This window comes from Chryseobacterium sp., assembly GCF_008014695.1.
In the GTDB taxonomy this organism is placed as follows: Bacteria; Bacteroidota; Bacteroidia; order Flavobacteriales; family Weeksellaceae; genus Kaistella.
Genome location: NZ_VOXE01000001.1, coordinates 532,040 through 553,906 on the forward strand (window position 1 = coordinate 532,040; position 21,867 = coordinate 553,906).

Here is a 21,867-nt window from a genome sequence, read left to right on the forward strand (position 1 = left end):
GTGAAAAATTTTATTTTTTTTCCGCGAATTTATAGAGATAAGGCGCTTTGTTGGCGGAGCCGTCAAAAAGCTTTTCGAGCCTTTCGAGGGAATTGAGTGCCAGAATTTTCCTCTGGAAATTATTCCGTCTGAATTTTTCGCCCAACACGGTTTCATAAACGGTCTGAAGTTCTTTCATCGTGAACTTTTCGGGGAGCAGATTGCTGGCAACGATCTGTGTATCGATGTTTTTTCTGAGATATTCGAGACCGGTGCTGATGATCCTTTCATGATCGAAAGCCATGCTCGGAAGGTTAGTCACTTCAAACCAGGCGCAGCTTTCATTAAAGGCGTCGGGAAACGTATTGACCAAAGTAAAATCGATGAGGCTACAGTAGCCAACGGTGATAAACCGCTGAAAAATCCAGTGGTCGTCGGGAACCTCTATATTTTTGTTTTTCAGCAACGTACGGTGCACATTGTTCTCGGTGCGGCTGATCCTGCCAAAAGTATGAAACTGTTCAAGGAAAATATCCGAAAGATGAGTCCTTTCGTGCAGTACGCGCGATGCAGCTTCCCGGAGATCTTCATCATTAAAAACAAATCCGCCCGGAAGTGCCCAGAGGTCAAGATCGTGGTATTTAAGAAGCAGAATTTTCAGAATTCCTTCATGAAAGCCGAAAATGGCACAGTCCACCGAAATGTGCTGTACAAAATCTTTGGTTTCAATAAGTTCCTGCAGATTTTGCTTGATTTTCGAATCATCAATGTTCATAGCGGACAAAATTAAATATTTTTTTTAGTTTTTTCGGAAGCATGATACCGGAAATACAAAAAACTTATCACAAAAAGGATGACTGCTGCACCTGAAATCAGCAGTGCATAATCCTTACCGTAATCATACTGAAAAATAAGGGACATGCTTACCGAACCGAATGAGCTGCCCAATGAAGAAAAAATAACGAGGATGGAAGTGAACACATTCACATCGCTCCTGGATACGGTTGTGATCATTCCGGAACTGACGACCGGATAGAGTGGCGCCAAAAACAGTCCGATCAGCGGAAACAGGAACAGTGAAATCTGCTGAAATCCGTTCAGCAGAAGAAAGTGAGCGGAGAGCAAAACGGAGAGTAAAAGCAGCACACAAAAAGAAAAGTACCGTGACAGGGAAAAATTCTGAATAATTCTGGAGGTCACCATCCGGCCGATGTAAGAAAATAAGGCCAGAAATGCGGTCGCCTGCAAAGCAAAAAAAGAATTGACACCCAGATGGATTTTATAAAAGGAGGGAAGCCAGGAATTGAAGTTCTGTTCTATAAATACAATACAGAAAACCGTGAGGAAAAAAAGCAGATTTTTTTTGGTAAAAAACTTAAAAACAGTGATTATGGAACCTTTATTTTCTGTGGTGATCCTGAGGTTGGTTACCGATCTCTGAAGGAGCAAGACCGTAAGAAAAGCCAAAAGCGAAATCAGCCAGAATCCGTATTTCCAGTAGTCGGAATATGCACTCGAAATCAGCCATCCAAACCCTATATTCACCACAAAAATACCGATCATAAAAGACGCTTCAACGCTGCTCATGACTTTGGCTAGAAGCGATTCCGAGGAAATACTGTTCCGGATAATGCCGTAAACGGAGATTTTCGCAATGGCAAAACACAGACCTATTACAGTAAACCAGATCTTGAAAAACCAGAATGCTTCAACAAGTGGCAGCAGAAAACAGCAGCAGCCCACCACCAAAAGCGAAAAGGTTAAAGATTTTTTGCCGCCAAAACGGGTGATGAAGCCTGCAGCAAATAAAGATATGAGGGCAATCGGCAAATCCTTAAAAGCTTCCAATATTCCCAGTTTCGCATAAGAAATTCCGCTTCCGGCCAACTGCAGGATTACAATTCCCATACAGTTGAGTACCATAGAGAAGATGAGAAAACTCAACTGCAGCGGCAGCGATATGGTTGACGATTTTAAGAACATTTTGGTTAAAATTTCACAAATCCTTAATCTTTCGTTAAAACAGAAACTGAAAAAACGGCATTTTTTTAAGGATCCCAAGGAAGTTCAGGCATTGAAAGCCCCAAAAATACTGCAAAAACTGAAATAATTAAAAAAAAGATGCATTGTTAAGAAAAATTAAATAAATTTATTGTCTCAATTTGAGAAAACAAAAACTAACAATATGAAATTTAAGTATTCAAAAAGTCTCGGACTCATTGCGGCACTTTACTTTACCTCGAACGTGAATGCTCAGGTCCAGGATTCTCTACAGGAAAAAAGTATTGAAGAGGTGGTACTGATTGGGTATGGCAGTGTAAAGAAACAACAGTTAACAAGTGCCGTATCCACGGTAAAAGCTGATGCTTTTGCTGAGCGGCCCATTTACAATGCAGCACAGGCACTTCAGGGAAATGCATCGGGAGTTCAGGTGGTTCAGCCCTCCGGAAAACCGGGTGCGGCCATGCAGGTGAAAATCCGCGGAAACAACTCCATTTCATCTGATACCAATCCTCTGTATGTAGTTGATGGAATTCAGACCTATGATATTTCCGGGATTAACCCCAATGATATTGTTGAGATGACCGTTCTGAAAGATGCAACATCAACAGCAATATATGGAGTAAACGGAAGTTCGGGAGTCGTGATTGTTACCACTAAAAAAGGAAAATCAGGAACACCGCAGCTGAGTTTCAATGCGTACTGGGGAGTTTCTAAGGTCGTCAACAATATTGATGTACTGAATTTAGACCAATATAAAACGCTGATCGGCGAAATAAATCCCAATTATTTAATTACCGCCAACGATCCGAAATATGCCGGAATCAACACCAACTGGAAGGATGAAGTTTACCAGACCGGTTTCGACCAGAATTATAATGTATCATATGCTTTCGGATCCGACGGAGTTAGGGTGTATACCGCGTTAGGATATCAGGGAATCAGTGGTATTATTAAGCCTTCGAAGTTTGACAGGGTCTCCGCAAAAGTAAATCTGGATGCTGATCTTGCACCTTGGCTGAAGCTTAATACGAGTTTGAATTACTTCAACACGCAACTGCAGAATACCTCAGACAATTTAAGTACCGCAAGAGGTGGAGTGGTATTAAGCGCATTGAATACCCCTGCATTTCTTCCAATCTACGGAAGCCAGGTTAATGGAGTTCCGCTGGGAACCGACGGGCAACCTTTAGACGGATATAAACCGGGACAGTTTACTCCAAATCCTTATCAGTCGTCCTGGGAAAACCCAGTCGCTTATCAGTCATCACAGGACGATTTCAGCACCAACAGATTTATGAGTAATTTAGGTTTGGAGGTGAGACTTGCCAAAGGTTTTACCTGGAAACCGTCTGCGAGTTATGAAATCGTGGATTTACAGAATGATAAGTTCACAAACGGTTACCTCACTAATTACGGAAGGCAGAACAAAGGAATTGGAAGCGACAACAATACCGTTTGGGCTAACTATTTCCTGGAAAATACGCTTAATTATAATTACAAAAGCGGAAAACACGATTTGGCACTGTTGCTCGGACACTCTATTCAGGAAAACAAATATACCTTCCATGGTTTTTCCGGAAATGAATTTCCGGAAGGAACTACAATGTTTGATGTAAACCTTGCCAAATTCCCGCATGAGTATTATAATCGGAATCTTAAAAGATATATGTCCGAATTCGGACGCGCAGTGTATACCTTCAACAATAAATACACCTTAATGGCCGTATTCAGGGCAACAGGAGCCTCCCAGCTCGCTGATGGAAACAAATGGGGATTGTTCCCCGGAGTTTCGGCGTCTTGGATGGTCTCAAATGAGGATTTTCTAAAGGACAGTCCGGTAGTTTCAGAATTTAAAATCAGGGGAGGTTGGGGTAAGACAGGCAACGTATCTGCAATTCCTGATTATGCACATTTTGCTTTGAACAGTTTAACCGAGTTAGGACCTAATGGGGTATGGAACTACAGCCAGTTAGAAACCAGTGATCTGACCTGGGAAACCACTGCCGATACCAATATCGGCGTAGATCTGGGTTTTGCAAACCAAAAAATAAAACTTACTCTGGATGCTTATCAGCGTAAAACCTCAGACTTAATTATTCCGATAACTTTACCATTAGTTGATTTTCCTTTCCTGAAAAATGCTGGGGACATGGAAAATAAAGGAATCGAAGTTAGTTTAAACACTCAGAATTTTAAAAGGGAAGATTTCTCGTGGTCCACCAATTTTAACATTTCATCCAACAAAAATAAAATCACCAAAATAAATTATTTAAAAATAATAGATGATGTACAATTGGAAACTGTTGGTGAAAGGGCAGTAAGATTACAGGCGGACCAGGCGGTAGGGGCATTTTTTGGCTATATGGTTGACAAAGTTGATCCTGCTACCGGTACCTTGCTTTACAAAGATTTAAATGGAAACGGAGATTTTGATCCGGGAGACCGAACATTTATCGGAAACCCAAATCCTAAATTCACTTTTGGCTTCTCCAATAATTTCACCTACAAAGGTGCCTATTTAGATGTTTTATTTACTGGTTCAGAAGGAAATGACATTTTCAATGCCTCAAGACTTGATCTGGAAATGATGAATGATTTCAAAAACCAGTCGACTGTAGTGTTAGACCGCTGGACGACACCAGGCCAGATTACCAATATTCCTAAAGCAAATGATCCAAATGCACTCCATCTTTCCGACAGATTTATTGAAGACGGATCATTTATTAAATTAAAAGCGGTTACGCTGGGCTATAATTTTAAGAATCTTCTTAAAGGGGTAAGCAGTTTGAATTTATATCTAACCGGACAGAATCTGGTAACATGGACAAAATACACGGGATTTGATCCGGAAGTAAATGCTTTTAGCACTACAGCAGGTGTTTTCGGAATCGATTACGGTACTTATCCTCAGGTTCAGACTTATATTGTAGGCTTAAAAGCCAATTTCTAATATTTAAATCAAACAAAATGATACTAAAACATAAATCAATTTATTTCGCATCAGTTTTGGCTCTCGGAATCTCTGCTGTTTCACTGAATTCCTGCTCAGGATATCTGGATACGGAACCTATTACTGATCAGATTGTTGTAGAGACCGCACCGATAAGAGATGCAGCAGATGCTGAAGAAAAAATGACCTCCATTTATTCTGAATTTGGCGGGGAATACTGGCAGTTGGACCAGTTTATGAATGGTGATTCCCAGACCGATGTGGCATATGCAGGGGCGGATAATGTGCAGAATTTTCAGCAGGACGAGTATAGAATTTTATCAACGAATTCTAATGTCAACAGAGACTGGAATTACCTCTATGTTTTTATTTTTAAATGCAATATTATACTTAATAATATTGATAGTGTTGCAGATGTATCTCCCGCCCGGAAAACAGAGATGAAAGCGGAAGCTTCAATTCTCAGAGCTTTGGCTTATTTTCACGCCGTTCAGCTTTGGGGTGATGTTCCACTCGTAACAAAAGCAGTTACATCCGTAAATGCTGCCAATTTTGATGAAGTTTACGCTCAGACTTTCCCCACCAGAAAACCAGTTACGGAAGCCTATACTATGATTATTTCTGACTTGGAGGGCGCCATAGCTGCAGCTCCGGCCAATTCTCAAAAATACAGAGCCAATAAAGGAGCGGCTTACGCCCTTTTAGCAAAGGTCAATGCTACCAAGCCAAGTCCGGATTGGGCTAAAGTGAAGCAGTATTGCGATTTGGTGACAGGATATTCTCTACTTCCTGTTTATGACCAGTTGTTTGACGGAAATCATGAAGCAAATGCCGAATCAATATGGGAAGCAGACGGAAACAGTGGAAATATATGGGCTTGGGGCTCTTCAATGTTCTACGGAACTGACTGGAAAAAATTCAACACCCCTTCCAATGATTTGGTAAAAACCTTTACGGATGCCGCCGATACTCAAAGACTGAATGCCTCAGTCTGGTTTTCTTCAACTACAGTGAGTTGGTCCGACAGTTTCTGGCCAAGTAACCATTTTCCTTTTGCCTATAAAATGAGGAAAACTGATGGAACACAAAATTTCTACCTTTTGCGATATGCCGACATTTTATTACTGAAAGCAGAAGCCAATGTGCGGACAGGCGATTTGAATGGTGCTGAATCTTTAGTCAATCAGGTTCGTGCAAGGGTCAGTTTAAGTCCAATCACCATTGCTTCTGCGGATGACGGAATCAACAAAATCCTAAGTGAGCGCAAAATGGAACTCGCTTTTGAAGGCCACCGATGGTTTGACCTGAAAAGAACGGGTAAAGCCATTGCGATTCTTTCGCAACAGAAAAACGGAAACGGAGTAGTTCTTCCATATGCTTCCAGTCTCAATCAAAACAGATTATTATGGCCAATTCCGCAGGCGCAGATGGATAAAAATGCCAACCTCGTTCAAAACCCAGGATATTAATGATCAAAACACACACTTCATATCAACAGTTTTTTAAAAGTGCTGCACTTTGCGGTGTAGCGCTTTTTTCTTTGGCCTCATGTGGCAACAGAATTGCTTCCGAAACGCAGAATTCCAATAATACAATAGAATATTGGCTCACCAAAGGTGATGAATCGGTGAAGCTCCAAAAGCAGAATTCTTTTCAGTTTTCAGATGCTCAGAACATTTTTCAGAATATCGAAATCGATGATACCCAAAAATTCCAGACGGTGGATGGGTTTGGATACACCCTTACCGGAGGAAGTGTTGAAGTCATCAACCGGCTCTCGGCTGCAAAAAGAAAAGAACTTTTAAAAGGAATTTTCGGAAATTCTGCGGATGCGATATCGGTAAGTTATTTACGGTTGAGCGTAGGAGCGTCGGATCTGGATTCTGAAGTATTTTCCTATGATGATATACCTGCAGGGCAGACAGATCTGAATTTAACCCGTTTCAGCCTGGAAAAAGATGCTAAATTAATTGCGATGCTGAAGGAAATTCTTACCATCAATCCTCACATTAAAATTATTGCAGCACCATGGTCACCGCCGGTTTGGATGAAAGACAATGGAAATTCCAAAGGAGGCAGTCTGAAACCCGAATTTTATGGCGTTTACGCCAATTATTTCGTGAAATACATTCAGGGCATGAAAAAAGAGGGCATCACGATCAACGCGGTTACGCCGCAGAACGAACCACTGCATCCGGGAAACAATCCAAGCCTGCTGATGACTTCGGAAATGCAGAAGGAATTTATTAAAAACCATATGGGTCCTGCCTTTAAAAATGCCGGAATTTCGACCAAAATTGTAGTGTATGATCACAACTGCAACAAACCCGAATACGCCATCAATATTTTAGATGACCCCGAAGCCAGAAAGTACATCGACGGGTCGGCTTTTCACCTGTACGAAGGCGATATTTCCGCCTTAAGCACCGTTCACAATGCGCATCCTGATAAAAATCTCTATTTCACGGAACAGTGGACCGGTTCAAAGGGAAATTTCAATGAGGAGATCAACTGGCACATGAAAAATGTCATCATCGGTTCGATGAGAAACTGGAGCAAAATCGCTCTTGAATGGAATCTTGCCAACGATGCAGATTTCAATCCTCATACTCCCGGCGGATGTACCGAATGTAAAGGAGCGATCACGATTAACTCTTCTGATAGTTACACGAAAAATGTGGCTTATTACATCATCGCGCACGCTTCTAAATTTATTCCGCAAAATTCTGTCCGGATTGCATCCACCCAAAGCGGTAGTATTTCCAGTGCATCATTTCTTACGCCTGCCGGAAAGAAGGTACTGATCATTCAGAATGAGGACCCGGAACCGCAGGATTTCAACATCAGATTTAAAGGAAGATCAGCTCCGACTTCCATTCCCGGAAAATCGGTGGCTACTTACGTTTTTTAAAAAATCATCATGAAAAAAATTCTTCTTTCCATTTTCATCATGGGATTCGGAAGCCCGTTTTCGGCCCAGAAATCCATTGACCAAAAAGTCTCCGATTTACTGGCGAAAATGACGGTTGAAGAAAAAGCCGGACAGCTCAGCCAGCTCAATTCAGATTGGGAAGATCTTACTGGGCCGATTCTTCAGAAAAAGGATGAAGATAAAGTTGTCCTTATTCAGCAGGGGAAATTAGGATCCATATTGAACGTCCGATCTGTTGCACAAACCCGCATGTTACAGGAATATGCCATGAAATCGAGGCTCAGGATTCCTCTTCTTTTCGGTCAGGATGTGATTCACGGTTTCCGCACTACTTTTCCGGTCAATATCGGCCAGGCCGCAAGCTGGGACCTCAATTTAATTGAAAAATCAGAAAGAATTGCCGCTACTGAAGCTGCAGCATTCGGCATTCACTGGACTTTTGCACCCATGGTTGATATTTCCCGCGATCCACGCTGGGGACGGGTGATGGAAGGCAGTGGCGAGGATACTTATCTCGGCAGTTTGATCGGCGTGGCGCGTGTAAAAGGTTTTCAGGGAAAAGGCTTGGGAAATATTGATGCCGTCATGGCCTGTGCAAAACATTTTGCAGCCTACGGAGCGGCAGTTGGCGGAAGGGATTACAATTCCGTTGATGTGAGTCTGAGACAGCTCCATGAAACATACCTGCCGCCATTTAAAGCCGCCGCGGAAGCTGGAGTGGCTACTTTTATGAATTCTTTCAATGATATCAACGGTATTCCCGCTACCGCTGATGCCTATATTCAGCGGGATCTTCTGAAAGGAAAATGGGGTTTTAAAGGATTCGTGGTGTCCGACTGGGGAAGTATAGGCGAAATGGTGAACCACGGATATGCAAAAGACAAGACCGATGCCTCGCTGAAAGCCATACTTGCTGGCAGTGATATGGATATGGAAAGCCGGGCTTATATTGAAAATCTTCCGCAATTGGTAAAAGAGGGAACAATTGACATCAAAATCATTGATGATGCAGTGCGGCGCGTGTTAACGAAAAAATTTGAACTCGGACTTTTTGATGATCCGTTCAGATTCTGTAATGATGACAGACAGAAACAGCAAACCAACAACCCCGAACACCGAAAATTCGGCCGCGAATTCGGTTCCAAAAGCATTGTGCTGCTAAAGAACGAAACTAGCATCCTTCCGCTTTCAAAAACCACAAAAACCATTGCACTGATCGGGCCTTTTGGCAAAGAGACCACAGCCAATCACGGATTTTGGGCAGTTCCGTTCAAGGATGACAAAGACCGCATTATTTCCCAATACGACGGTATTAAAAACCAGCTCAGCAAGAATTCAACCCTGCTCTATGCGAAGGGAAGTAATGTTGATGACGAGGACCGATCCATGTTCGCGGAGGCTGTAGAAACTGCCAGAAATGCCGATGTCGTGATCATGACTTTAGGAGAAGGGCCTAACATGAGCGGTGAAGCGAAAAGCCGAAGCAATATTCATTTTTCCGGAGTACAGGAAGAACTTCTGAAAGAAATTTCCAAAACCGGAAAACCGAGCGTTCTGTTGATCAATGCCGGAAGGCCATTGGTTTTCGACTGGGCTGCAGATCATATTCCGACGATCATGTATACGTGGTGGCTAGGAACTGAAGCCGGAAATTCCATTGCCGATGTCCTTTTCGGAGCTGTAAATCCCGGTGGGAAACTGCCGATGACTTTTCCGAGAACGGAAGGGCAGATCCCGGTTTACTACAACCATTACAATACCGGCAGGCCAGCTGCAAAATCCACCGACAGAAATTATGTTTCTGCGTATATCGATCTCGACAATGACCCGAAATATCCGTTCGGTTACGGGCTGAGTTACACAAATTTCAACTATTCGGATTTTCAGTTAAGTTCAGAACATCCAACGGGGAATCAGGAGTTGAAAATCAGTGTTACCGTTACCAATACCGGCAATTTTGATGGCGAAGAAGTTGTACAGCTTTACATCCGCGATTTGGTGGGAAAAGTAGTGCGGCCCGTGAAAGAACTGAAAGGATTTCAGAAAATTTTCCTCAAAAAAGGGGAGCGCAGGACCGTAACCTTCAGTTTAAATCCAGAAAGCCTGAAATTTTACGATGATCAGCTAAGTTACGAGTGGGAAGAAGGAGAGTTCGACATCATGGTCGGGACCGATTCAGAAAACGTTCAGACAAAAAGAATTTACTGGAAAAAATAAAGCATGAATACAATGGTGATTTTTAAAAATATTTCCGCTGCAGTACTGGCTTCGCTGCTGTTATCGGCTTGTGGAAAACATGTTCCTGAAATCAGAGACGGCAGAAAACTCATTTGGAGCGAAGAATTCAATTATACGGGGCTGCCCGATTCCACCAAGTGGAATTATGAAGTGGGTGGGAATGGCTACGGCAACAATGAAGCCCAGTTTTATACCAAAAACCGTCTGGAAAACGCAAGAGTGGAGGGTGGGAATTTAATAATTGAAGCGCGTAAAGAGCAGTGGGAAAATAGCCAATATACTTCCGCCAGACTGATGACACGGGGAAAACATTCCTGGAAATACGGAACCTTTGAAATCCGTGCAAAACTTCCGAAAGGCCGCGGAACCTGGCCTGCAATCTGGATGATGAGCGAAAACATGAAAGAATGGCCCGATGACGGCGAACTCGACATTATGGAACATGTGGGATTCCATCAGGGCTTCATCCATGCGACTGCGCACACCAAAAAATACAACCACATCATCAATACCCAGAAAACCGATACCCTTGAAGTGAAAGATGCTTCAGAGAAATTTCATGTCTATCGGATGGACTGGTCTCCGGAGAAAATCGAGATGTATGTGGATGACCTTAAATACTATACCTACGTAAACACCGAAAAAACATATGACGCCTGGCCTTTTGACCAGCCATTTTTTATGATTCTGAATTTGGCAGTTGGCGGCAACTGGGGCGGACAGAAAGGGATTGACGATTCCATTTTCCCACAGAAATTCTATATCGACTATGTGAGGGTCTACGCACCTGTCCAGGAAAAGAATGATAAGCAATAAAAAAATGAACATGAGAAAAACGCTGACAGCATGTGTCCTAATAGGCACTTTTTTAAACGGATATTCCCAGAATTACTGGAAAAACAATACCAAAAAAACCGCAAAAGTCATCATGACCAATGCAGCAAATCAGGAGAAGCTGCAGAATAAGGGAACGGTACACTTCGAGAGCCTTCCACAGCCAAAGGAAACCGATGCCTGTATTTTTGTAGATCCCGATTTTAAATATCAGAAATTAATCGGAATCGGCGGCGCCATTACCGATGCTTCTGCCGAAACCCTCTACAAAATGCCGAAATCGAAACAGAAAGAAATTCTGGAAGCGTATTACGGAAAAAACGGTCTGGGATACACCGTGGTGAGAACCAATATGAACTCCTGCGATTTTTCCAGCGGTTCATACACCTATGTTAAAGACGGAGATGCTTCCCTCAAGTCGTTTTCAGTAGCACATGACGAAAAATTTAAAATTCCGATGATTAAAGAGGCACAGAGGATGATCGGAAAACAGTTTACCTTCTATTTTTCACCGTGGAGTCCGCCAGCCTGGATGAAATCCAACAACAACATGCTGAAAGGAGGCAGGCTTGAAAATAAATATTACCAGACTTGGGCCGATTATTATATTAAATTCATCGACGAGTACGAAAAAAGGGGAATCAATGTCTGGGGCCTCACCATTCAGAACGAGCCGATGGCTACCCAAACCTGGGAATCCTGTATTTATACCGCGGAAGAAGAAGGTGATTTCCTGAGAAATAATCTGGGTCCGACTTTATGGAAAAACGGTTTCAAGGACAAAAAGGTCATCATCTGGGACCATAACCGTGACCTGATTTACCAAAGGGCTACTACCACACTGCAGGATCCAGAAACGGCAAAATATGCAAACGGAATCGGTTACCACTGGTACGAAACGTGGAACAACAAAACCCAGCTGTTCGACAATCTGGGCGAAATCCAGCGCGCGTTTCCCGATAAATTTCTGGCTTTTACCGAAGGCTGTAAAGAAAAATTCAGAATGGACGGTATTTATGATGTTTCCTTAGGAGAATTATACGGCAGAAACATGCTCACCGATTTCAACAAAGGAACGGCACTCTGGACCGACTGGAATGTCCTGCTCGATGAAACCGGCGGTCCGAATCATGTCGGTAATTTCTGTTTCGCACCGATCATCGCGGATACAAAATCCGGAGAAGTGCACTACACGTACGAATATTATTACATCGGTCAGGTTTCCAAATACATTCAGCCGGGAGCGCAGCGGATCGGGAATTCATCGAACAGGGCGGCGATTATTTCCACTGCTTTTATGAATGAAAACGGCGAACTGGTAACAGTGATCATGAATGAAGCTGATACCGATACCGATGCTTATCTCTGGATTGAAGGACAGGCCGCAAAACTTTCTGTCCCTGCACACTCTATACAGACCGTAATTTTATAGTTTATTTTTACATTCATGAGGATGGAGCCGTTATTTTAGCGGCTCCTCTTTGTTTGCCAACAATTTCTGCTCTAAAAATTTTATTTTTTATACATTTATTGAATGAAATTTTCCTTTAAAAACGATTATTCCGAAGGCTGCCATCCCAGGATTCTGGAAGCCCTGATTCAAACCAATTTAAGTCCGCAAAGCGGTTATGGCCATGATGAATTCTGCCTCAGTGCCGAAAAAATGATTCAGTACAAAATCAAAAGCCCACACTCAAAAGTCTATTTTGTTTCGGGCGGGACTCAGGCAAATCTTATTGTGATTTCTGCCTTTTTAAGGCCTCACGAGAGCGTTGTTGCTGCAGAAACCGGCCATATCTTCACGAATGAAAGCGGAGCGATTGAATCCAGCGGGCATAAAGTTCACGGAATCAGCACTGCAGACGGAAAAATAACGCCGGAACAGATCCAAAAAATATTGGAGGTTCATCAGAACAAGCCCCATCAGGTGAAACAGAAACTCGTCTACATTTCAAATGCCACGGAAATCGGTACGGTGTATACAAAAGAAGAACTCCGGAATTTATCTGATTTTTGTAAAGAGAACAAACTATATTTATATCTAGACGGTGCGCGTCTCGGAAACGCTTTAATGTCGGAAAACTATGATGTAACGTTGGAAGACTTCGCAAAATACACCGATGCTTTTTATCTGGGCGGAACCAAAAACGGAGCCCTTCTCGGCGAAGCCATCATCATCAACAATGAAAAACTGCAGGAAGAATTCGGTTTTCATATCAAACAGAAAGGTGCGATGCTCGCAAAAGGAAGACTTTTGGGCCTTCAGTTTCAGGAATTACTGAAAGATGATCTTTATTTTGAACTGGCAAAGCATGCCAACCGGCAGGCGATGAAAATTAAAGACGCTTTTCAGCAAATCGGTTGCGGTTTTCTATCGGAAACCTTTACGAATCAGATCTTTCCTATTTTGAGTCAAGACCAGATTGCGCAGCTCTCTGAAAACTTTGACTTCTACGTCTGGAAAAAAATTGATGAAGAGAAATCGGCCATCAGACTTATCACTTCCTGGGCGACTACTGAGGAAATGACGGAAATTTTTGTTAACCATATCAAAAAATTAAAATGATCAAACGTGTGTTATTTTTAAGCCTATTCGCTTCCGTAACGGTGAGTGCCCAAATTCAGAAGAAGGATGCTGAAATAGAAAGATATGTTCAACATGTAAATAAGGATTCGCTTCAACATCATGTTGAAAAACTGGTGAGTTTCGGAACCCGTCATACGATGAGTTCGACCACCGATAAAAACCGCGGAATTGGGGCGGCCCGAACCTGGGTACTTTCGAAGTTCAGAAATTATGCTGAAAAATCCGGCGGCCGAATGGAGGTGTATCTCCAAAATCAGGATTTGCAGCCCGACGGCAAACGCATCAGCAAAGTTACCAATCTCGGCAATGCTGTTGCTTTTTTAAAGGGAACAGATCCCAATGACAAAAGGGTCATCATCATTTCAGGACATCTGGATTCCAGGGTTTCCGATGTTATGGATTCTGAAGCTTACGCACCGGGCGCGAATGATGACGGGAGCGGAGTAGCAGCGGTCATTGAAAGTGCCAGAATTTTAAGTGCATCAAAGTTTCCGGTTTCCATCCTTTTTGTCGCGGTGAGTGGGGAAGAGCAGGGTCTTCTGGGATCTAAAATGCTTGCCGATAAAGCAAAGGCTGAAAACTGGGAAATTCTTGCGGTCTTAAACAATGATATGATAGGGAACAACCGTTTTGATGCGCCTGAGAACTCCGGAACGCCGAAACTGCGTGTTTTCAGTGAAGGTTTACCGGCTTACGACACCGAAAAATCTGCTGTAAGCATCAGAAATTTTGGTTTGGAGAACGATGGTGCAGCGCGGCAACTCGCACGATATGTAAAAGAGACCGGCGAGAAATACGTTAAAAACATTGATATTAAATTGATTTACCGAAATGACCGTTTTTTACGCGGCGGAGATCATACACCGTTTGTCAATAACGGTTTTACCGCAGTACGCTTAACCGATTATTATGAAAATTTCGATCACCAACATCAGGACTTGCGAACCGAAAATGGTAAAAAATACGGAGATTTAATGGAGTTTATGGATTTTGAATATCTGAAAAGCAATAGCGCTGTAAATGTAGCGGTTTTAGCCAATCTGGCTAAATCTCCTGCCACTCCGGAAAATGTTTTAATGGATGTAAAAGAGCTTTCAAATTCCACAAAACTGAGTTGGGAAAAGCCCAAAACAGGCAATGTTAAAGGATACCTGATTTTAGTGCGGGAAACCGACAGTTCGACCTGGACAGAACGGATTTTCACGAAAGATACCACCACCATCATTCCTTATTCAAAGGATAACTTCCTGTTTGCCGTGCAATCGGTTTCGGAATCTGGAAATGAAAGTTTAGCCGTCATTCCAAAGATATCGAGATAAAAAGATCCGCTCAACATTTTGAGCGGATCTCTTATTTATATTTTAAAATTGACTTCTAAAGATCTTCAAATTTATCGACAATCTTCTGAGAAACTCCGGTTTTGCTGAAACCACCATCGTGGAAGAGGTTTTGCATCGTTACTTTTCGGGTAAGATCCGAGAACATGCTTACACAGTAGTTTGCACAGTCTAACGCATCGGCATTTCCAAGCGGCGACATGCTGTCTGCAAAATTGAAAAATCCGCTGATTCCTTTTACGCCTGCTCCGGCTTTGGTCATCACCGGTGACTGGGAAATGGTGTTTACACGTACTTTCCGGTCTCCCCAGTAATATCCGAAACTTCTTGCAATACTTTCAAGATAGGATTTATTGTCGGCCATATCGCCGTAATTCGGGAAGGTTCTCTGCGCAGCAATGTAAGTTAAAGCCAAAATACTTCCCCATTCGTTCATGATATCTTTGTCCCAGGCAGCTTTCATTACTTTATGAAATGAAACAGAGGAAACGTCCCAGCCTTTTTCGAGAAAATCATAATTGAGATCGGTATAGGCTTTTCCTTTTCTGATGTTTACGGACATTCCGATGGAGTGGAGGATAAAATCAATTTTACCGTACTTTTCTTCGGCATGGGCAAAAAGTTTTTCGAGATCTTCTACCGAAGTGGCATCCGCAGGAATCACATCTGAACCGGTTTTTTTTGCCAGTTCATCAATTTCTCCCATTCGCATAGCAATTGGCGCGTTCGATAAAATAAATTCGGCACCTTCTTCGTGGCATCTTTCTGCAACTTTCCAGGCGATTGACTGATCATTGAGTGCTCCGAAGATGATTCCTTTCTTACCTTTTAATATTCCGTATGACATCATAGTTTTTCTTTTGATTTCACAAATTTAAATATTTTATTGTTTAAAGCATAAAAAAAGAGAACCGATTTGCGTCGGCTCTCTTCTTCTTTATAGAAATTGTGATTAATTGGTCTTTTTGTTCCATTCAGCTTTTACGTCTTCGCCAGCATCCTTAGTGCTGTCCCAAGCATCGTCTGTCCAGTCTTTTGTTTTTTCCCATGCATCTGATACGGCATCTTTTGTATCTTCCCACGCATCAGCAACATTATCCTTAGCTCTTTCCATCCATCCCTCTGCCGTAGCTTCAGAATCATTGGCTTTCTGTTCGCGGATGTAGTCTTTAGCTCTGTCAGCATAATTATCTACTGTCCATTTTGTTTTGTTGACTGCTCTTTCGGCGTCGTTGTAATTTTTTGAGTCCATAATAAATATTTTTAGTTAATAAATTGGTGAAAAATTAATTTGATGTCATAAAAGTAACAAGAACTATTCCCAAAACTTTTAATATTATGTTAAATATTTCATAAAATTTTATTAACATCCATTTTAAATCCACAAATTAAGAATTCTTTCTTCAACAGTATCACGCAGAAATTTTTATCTTAGAGCAAATTTTTTTGGATGGATAAGATACGGTGTTCGTGGTGTGAAAAAGATGATCTTTACCGGAAATATCATGATGAAGAGTGGGGCAAACCAGTTTACGATGATGATACGATATTTGAATTTCTTGTTCTGGAAAGTTTTCAGGCAGGGCTTTCGTGGTATACAATTCTTAAAAAAAGAGGAAATTTCAGGCTGGCATTTGATGATTTCAATTATAAAATCATCGCTGAATATCCAGATCAAAAAGTGGAAGAACTCATGCAGGATGCCGGAATCATCAGAAACAGGCTGAAAATCCTCGCGACCATCAACAATGCTAAGAAATTTATGGAAGTTCAGAAAGAATTCGGGACTTTTTCCAAATACATCTGGAGTTTTGTAGACGGGAAACCGCTCATTAACCGCAGAGAAACGCTGAAAGATATTCCGGCTACAACAGAAATTTCTGATGCACTGGCAAAAGATCTGAAAACACGCGGTTTCAAATTCCTGGGTTCAACTGTAGTTTACGCGCATATGCAGGCGACCGGAATGGTAAATGATCATGTTGAAAATTGTTATTGTAGAGATTAGAAATTAAAACTATTTTTGAAATATTATATATCTTATGAATAACAAAAAATGCTTACTCCTTTTCTTGATTTGTTTTAGTCAATTTTTCTTTTCACAGAAGAAGAAGAAGAAAAGAGATGTAAATACGGAGGTGGCCGTTAAAATTTTAAGAGAAGATGGAAGTGAATCTTCAGGTAAAATGTCAGGTGTATATTTTCCAGATACCAATAGTTTTGCTGGAATGATAGCGCAATCTTCCAGCAAGTATTCAATTTATTCTAATGATGTGAAATTTGAATTCAAGAATGATACAACTGGACAAACAGAAAACATTCCATTTAAAGATTTAAAAAAAATAAAAGTTCTTGATGATTTTGAAGATGAAATAATTGGCTATGAAAAACTGAAAATTCAGCAGTTTGATAAGGATATGAATATCATCCCTAAAAATTATGAAGCCTTTGTACCCATATTATACGAAGGTAAAATAAATATTTATGGTTATGATTATTTAACTTGTTACGGATATGGCAATAATATTAATACAAACAACTGTACTTATAGTACTACGATGTTATACATTAAAAACCAATTCAATCCTATTGCATTCATGCCGATTGATTATGATAGAATCGGGCAGTTAGCATGGGGATCAATCAGCAAAAGATTCATGGCTGCATTTCGTGAAGCTGGCAAAGATTGTACAGATTTTCAGAAATATTTAGATGGAATTCAAACTCAAATAGATGAAAATGGATATGCGAAAACTTTATATCCCAATTGGAAAGCAGAAATGAAAAGTTTCCGTGCAGATAAAAATGATCAAAATTTAGGAGTGTTGGAAAAGAAAAGAGCAAAACAAAAATTGATGCGCGATCTGTATATGCAACCCTATTTGGGCTTTATAAAAGAATATGAAAAAAACTGTAAATAATTAACCCTCTTATAAGTAATTTTTTAATATCATTTTATGATTCTCTCCAACACCCACTCAATCATATTTTTCTCCGAAGTCTGATGGTCTGCAGAAAATTCCCCGCGTCTTCGGTTTGCGATTACGCAGTTTACCGTGATTGCTTTATGTCCTAAAAGTTTGGAAAGCCCGTAAATCGCCGAGGTTTCCATTTCAAAATTCGAGATTCCAAGATCATTTAAAGTTTCCAGAAATTTGTCATCAAGCGCTTTCAGGCGGAGCTGTCTTCCCTGAGGTGCATAAAAACCGGGGAAAGTTGCCGTATTTCCGTGGTACTTGGCATCTTTATAATAAGGGGAAAGCTCTTCAGCCCAATCGGAGAAGTAAAGCATCGGTTTGATTTTTTCGTAAGGAAATGCTGTCAAAAAGTTTTTTGAAAATTCATTTTCAAAATGATAATCTGAGTAAAAATGCAGCAGCCCGTCGAGGCCAACCACATTCTGCGTCACCAGCATATTGTCGACTTCCACATCAGGATTTACACTTCCGCACGTTCCCATCCTGAAAAGTTCAAGGGATTTATGTTCCGCTTTGAATTCTTTCTTTTGCAGATCAATGTTCACGAGTGCATCGAGCTCATTCATCACAATGTCGATGTTTTCGGTCCCTATTCCGGTGGACATTACCGTAATCCTTTCGCCGCGCAACGTTCCCGTATGCGTGTAAAATTCGCGTTTGTTTTTTTTGATTTCAATCGTATCAAAGTATTTCGACACTTTCGGAACGCGGTCCGGGTCGCCTACCAGCATTATTTTGCCTCCAATATCTTCGGGCAGAAGATTGAGATGATAAACACTTCCGTCCCCGTTCAGGACCAGTTCAGATGCCGCTAATTTATTGAGTATTGACATTTTTTTAGTTTTTTTATGAATGAAGATATTGAAAATTACTTTACGGAACATTTAGTCAGGTTAACCACCGACTCTTTTGGTTTTATACCCCATTTCATGTAAGATTTTCATGATTTTATCGCGGTTGTCTCCCTGTATCACAATGATTCCGTCTTTTTCTGAACCGCCGATCCCTAAAGTTGTTTTTATTTTCTTCGATATATTCTTTAATTCTTCTCCGTCGCCTTCAAACCCTTCAATCAAGGTAACCGGTTTTCCGTTCCGCCCTTTTTTTTCGAATTTGCATACCAACGGTTCCTTCTGAACGAATTTTTCCTGCGGAAATTCAAAATCCTGCTCATCATGTTCCGGAAAAAGGTTCTTTAATTGATCCCGTAAATCCATTTTATCATTTTAAAAGAAGGTAAAAATACAAATAAATCCACATAAAACCCGATATCACAAATTCAAAATTCGTAAATTTGTTCATCAAATAGGATTTAAAAATGTCAAAAAAAGCAATATTGGCCATACTTGATGGATGGGGCCTCGGTACCGATCCCACTGTTTCAGCCATCGCTCAGGCGAACACTCCCTTTATCGATTCCTGTCTGCAGAAATTCCCCAACACCACCCTGGAAGCCAGTGGCATTGCCGTGGGTTTGCCCTTCGGACAAATGGGAAATTCTGAGGTAGGTCATATGAATTTAGGTGCGGGAAGAGTGGTGTACCAGAATCTGGTAAAACTCAATATGGCGGTGGAAAATGCCACACTGGGGAAGGAAAATATCATTACCCAGGCTTTCGAATATGCCAAAATCAATAAGAAGAAAGTCCATTTCATCGGTCTGGTTTCTGATGGTGGCGTGCATTCCCACATCAATCATTTAAAAGGTCTGCTCACTGCCGCACACGAATACGGACTGAATGATCAGGTGTATGTTCACGCCTTCACTGATGGCCGAGACTGCGATCCGCATTCGGGGAAAGGTTTTATTGAAGAACTTTTAAACCATATGAAAGTCACCACAGGAAAACTCGCAACAGTAATCGGAAGGTATTATGCAATGGACCGTGACCGACGCTGGGAAAGGGTAAAACTGGCCTACGATGTAATGGTGAGAGGAGTTGGAGATCAGACCCATGATATTTTAGCCACCATTGAGAAATCTTATAAGGAAGGAATTACTGATGAGTTTTTAAAACCTATCATCTGCCTTAAAGACAGTAATTTACCGATGACAACGATTGATAACGAAGATGTGGTTTTCTGCTTTAATTTCAGAACAGACCGGGGACGAGAAATTACGGAAGCCCTTACACAGCACGACTTTCCGGAATACGGAATGCACTGTCTAAAACTTTTTTATGTCACGATGACGAATTATGACAAAGATTTCAAGAATATCAAAGTCGTGTTCGATGAAAAAGTTCTGGAGGAAACCTTAGGCGAAATCCTTGAACGAAACGGAAAAACCCAGATCCGCGTTGCGGAGACCGAAAAATATCCGCACGTCACTTTTTTCTTTTCGGGCGGCCGTGAAGAGGAATTTATAGGAGAAAGAAGGCTTTTGTGCCCAAGTCCGAAAGAGGTTCCGACTTATGATTTTAAACCCGAAATGTCGGCTTACGACATCACTGAAAAAATTCTGCCCGAAATTGTGAATGAAACTGCAGATTTCATCTGTTTGAATTTCGCGAATACTGATATGGTTGGGCACACCGGGGTTTTTGAAGCTGCCGTCCGGGCTGCAGAAACAGTCGACAAATGTATTGAAAGGGTAGCCACAGCAGCTTATGAACATAATTACGCCGTTTTTATACTTGCAGATCACGGAAACTCTGATGTGATGAGAAATCCTGACGGCAGCCCAAACACCCAGCATTCAACCAATCTGGTTCCGCTAATTGTCATGGATAAAGACCGGACCTGGACTCTGAAACCGGGTAAGTTAGGTGATATCGCTCCATCAATTCTTACCGTAATGGGAATTCCCGTTCCGGAAATTATGACCGGCGACATATTGGTACAGTAAATGCAACAATAAAAAAATCCTGTTAAATATTTCACAAATGGTTTTATCCTATGCTGTAAATAATTAATAATTTGTTAATTTTGTAACTTATAAAGAGAAAGAATGTACGAAAAAATAGTAAGACTCGAAGTAATGAAGTCGCTTGAAAAAAATATGAAAGGCTTCATTGACGATTATCTTACCCCTGTTGAGAAAATTTGGCAGCCCTCCGATTTTTTACCCGATACAACAAAAGACAGTTTCAAAGACGACCTGGACGAACTGCAGACTTTGGCGCACGAAATGCCTTATGACCTTTTTGTTACTTTAATTGGCGACTGTATTACTGAAGAAGCCCTGCCAAGTTATGAATCCTGGATCATGGGAATTGACGGTGTTAACCAGGAAGACAGAGAAGAATTGGGCTGGGCCAACTGGGTGCGGAATTGGACTGCAGAAGAGAACCGTCACGGCACGATGCTTAACACCTACCTGTACCTTTGTGGAAGAGTGAACATGCGGGAAATGGAAATTACCACCCAATATTTAATTCAGGATGGTTTTGATATTGGAACCAGCATGGATCCTTACCGAAATTTTATCTATACGAGTTTTCAGGAAACCGCAACCAATATTTCCCACCGCAGAGTAGGGACTTTAGCCAAACAGAGCGGCAACAGGAAACTTGCCCAAATGTGCGGCGTAATTGCTGCTGATGAGGCAAGACATGCAAAAGCATATAAACATTTCGTAACCAAGATCTTCGAACTCGATCCTTCAGAAATGATGCTGGCGTTTGAGGACATGATGCGGAAGAAAATTGTAATGCCTGCGCATCTGATGCGTGAATCCGGTCAGAAAGCCGGCGAATTGTGGGAACATTTCTCCAATGCTGCGCAGCGCTGTATGGTATATACCGGCCAGGATTACATCGATATTCTGAAAGAACTGATCATTGACTGGAAAATTGAACACATCTCCGGTCTTAATGAAAAAGCGGAAAAAGCAAGGGAATACCTTGTCAAATTACCGAGAAGACTTCAGAACATCTCAGACAGAATGAGCACTCCCGATCTTGACCATGAGTTCAGATGGGTTAAAAATTAGAAAAGAGACCGTTAGATTAATTAAATAATTCGTAAAGGTGATTGATTTTCTTCAGTCACTTTTTTTATATTTTATATCTTTGCAAATCAATTTT

General features: G+C 41.4%; 18 protein-coding genes. 12 read left to right on the top strand and 6 right to left on the bottom strand.

Annotated features, from left to right (window positions below; genetic code table 11):
• Positions 1-10 precede the first annotated feature (10 nt).
• Entirely contained in the window at positions 11-754 is a 744-nt protein-coding gene (locus FUA25_RS02565; protein WP_147755326.1) for an NUDIX hydrolase, read from the bottom strand.
• Positions 755-765: 11 nt separating this feature from the next.
• The gene (locus tag FUA25_RS02570; RefSeq protein WP_228411625.1) at positions 766-1,962 is read right to left on the bottom strand and encodes an MFS transporter; all 1,197 of its coding nucleotides are present in this window, start codon (positions 1,960-1,962) and stop codon (positions 766-768) included.
• Between the two features lie 202 nt (positions 1,963-2,164).
• Here FUA25_RS02570 and FUA25_RS02575 point away from each other — a divergent pair, with 202 nt between their 5' ends.
• From FUA25_RS02575 to FUA25_RS02610, 8 genes are all read left to right on the top strand, one after another.
• A complete protein-coding gene (locus tag FUA25_RS02575) occupies positions 2,165-4,933 on the top strand; it encodes a SusC/RagA family TonB-linked outer membrane protein (protein ID WP_147755327.1) in 2,769 nt (922 codons plus the stop codon).
• 17 nt (positions 4,934-4,950) lie between these two features.
• Positions 4,951-6,402, top strand: a complete 1,452-nt coding sequence (locus FUA25_RS02580; RefSeq protein WP_147755328.1) for a RagB/SusD family nutrient uptake outer membrane protein — start codon at positions 4,951-4,953, stop codon at positions 6,400-6,402.
• Positions 6,402-7,844, top strand: a complete 1,443-nt coding sequence (locus FUA25_RS02585) for a glycoside hydrolase family 30 protein (RefSeq protein ID WP_147755329.1) — start codon at positions 6,402-6,404, stop codon at positions 7,842-7,844. The genes FUA25_RS02580 and FUA25_RS02585 overlap by 1 nt, the downstream gene beginning before the upstream one ends.
• A 9-nt stretch (positions 7,845-7,853) precedes the next feature.
• Positions 7,854-10,082: a glycoside hydrolase family 3 N-terminal domain-containing protein gene (locus FUA25_RS02590; protein WP_147755330.1), complete on the top strand. Its 2,229-nt coding sequence runs from the start codon at positions 7,854-7,856 to the stop codon at positions 10,080-10,082.
• 3 nt (positions 10,083-10,085) lie between these two features.
• Positions 10,086-10,919, top strand: a complete 834-nt coding sequence (locus FUA25_RS02595) for a family 16 glycosylhydrolase (RefSeq protein ID WP_185146642.1) — start codon at positions 10,086-10,088, stop codon at positions 10,917-10,919.
• Between the two features lie 10 nt (positions 10,920-10,929).
• On the top strand, positions 10,930-12,369 hold the full coding sequence (locus FUA25_RS02600) for a glycoside hydrolase family 30 protein (protein WP_147755331.1): 1,440 nt from the start codon (positions 10,930-10,932) through the stop codon (positions 12,367-12,369).
• Positions 12,370-12,471: 102 nt separating this feature from the next.
• Positions 12,472-13,503 carry a threonine aldolase family protein gene (locus FUA25_RS02605; protein ID WP_147755332.1) on the top strand — a complete coding sequence of 344 codons (1,032 nt, stop codon included), beginning with the start codon at positions 12,472-12,474 and terminating at the stop codon, positions 13,501-13,503.
• Positions 13,503-14,843, top strand: a complete 1,341-nt coding sequence (locus FUA25_RS02610; protein WP_410493457.1) for a M28 family metallopeptidase — start codon at positions 13,503-13,505, stop codon at positions 14,841-14,843. Before FUA25_RS02605 ends, FUA25_RS02610 begins: the two co-directional genes overlap by 1 nt.
• Positions 14,844-14,898: 55 nt before the next feature.
• Here FUA25_RS02610 and FUA25_RS02615 read toward each other — a convergent pair whose 3' ends face one another.
• Both FUA25_RS02615 and FUA25_RS02620 read right to left on the bottom strand, forming a co-directional pair.
• Positions 14,899-15,708: an enoyl-ACP reductase gene (locus FUA25_RS02615; RefSeq protein WP_147755683.1), complete on the bottom strand. Its 810-nt coding sequence runs from the start codon at positions 15,706-15,708 to the stop codon at positions 14,899-14,901.
• Between the two features lie 105 nt (positions 15,709-15,813).
• Positions 15,814-16,113, bottom strand: coding sequence for a hypothetical protein (locus FUA25_RS02620; protein WP_147755334.1), 300 nt, complete (start codon positions 16,111-16,113; stop codon positions 15,814-15,816).
• A gap of 198 nt (positions 16,114-16,311) precedes the next feature.
• On the opposite strand from FUA25_RS02620, the gene FUA25_RS02625 reads away from it, so the two are divergent.
• Together FUA25_RS02625 and FUA25_RS02630 are read left to right on the top strand one after the other, a co-directional pair.
• Entirely contained in the window at positions 16,312-16,869 is a 558-nt protein-coding gene (locus FUA25_RS02625; RefSeq protein ID WP_147755335.1) for a DNA-3-methyladenine glycosylase I, read from the top strand.
• A gap of 34 nt (positions 16,870-16,903) precedes the next feature.
• Entirely contained in the window at positions 16,904-17,782 is an 879-nt protein-coding gene (locus FUA25_RS02630) for a hypothetical protein (RefSeq protein ID WP_147755336.1), read from the top strand.
• A 29-nt stretch (positions 17,783-17,811) separates the two neighbouring features.
• Here FUA25_RS02630 and FUA25_RS02635 read toward each other — a convergent pair whose 3' ends face one another.
• Both FUA25_RS02635 and FUA25_RS02640 read right to left on the bottom strand, forming a co-directional pair.
• A complete protein-coding gene (locus tag FUA25_RS02635; protein WP_147755684.1) occupies positions 17,812-18,666 on the bottom strand; it encodes a nucleoside phosphorylase in 855 nt (284 codons plus the stop codon).
• Positions 18,667-18,732: 66 nt separating this feature from the next.
• The gene (locus FUA25_RS02640; protein ID WP_147755337.1) at positions 18,733-19,056 is read right to left on the bottom strand and encodes a translation initiation factor; all 324 of its coding nucleotides are present in this window, start codon (positions 19,054-19,056) and stop codon (positions 18,733-18,735) included.
• A 101-nt stretch (positions 19,057-19,157) separates the two neighbouring features.
• Between FUA25_RS02640 and gpmI the strand changes: the two genes are divergently transcribed.
• Together gpmI and FUA25_RS02650 are read left to right on the top strand one after the other, a co-directional pair.
• Positions 19,158-20,687, top strand: coding sequence for a 2,3-bisphosphoglycerate-independent phosphoglycerate mutase (gpmI, locus tag FUA25_RS02645; RefSeq protein ID WP_147755338.1), 1,530 nt, complete (start codon positions 19,158-19,160; stop codon positions 20,685-20,687).
• Positions 20,688-20,789: 102 nt separating this feature from the next.
• A complete protein-coding gene (locus tag FUA25_RS02650) occupies positions 20,790-21,773 on the top strand; it encodes an acyl-ACP desaturase (RefSeq protein ID WP_147755339.1) in 984 nt (327 codons plus the stop codon).
• Positions 21,774-21,867: the final 94 nt, after the last annotated feature.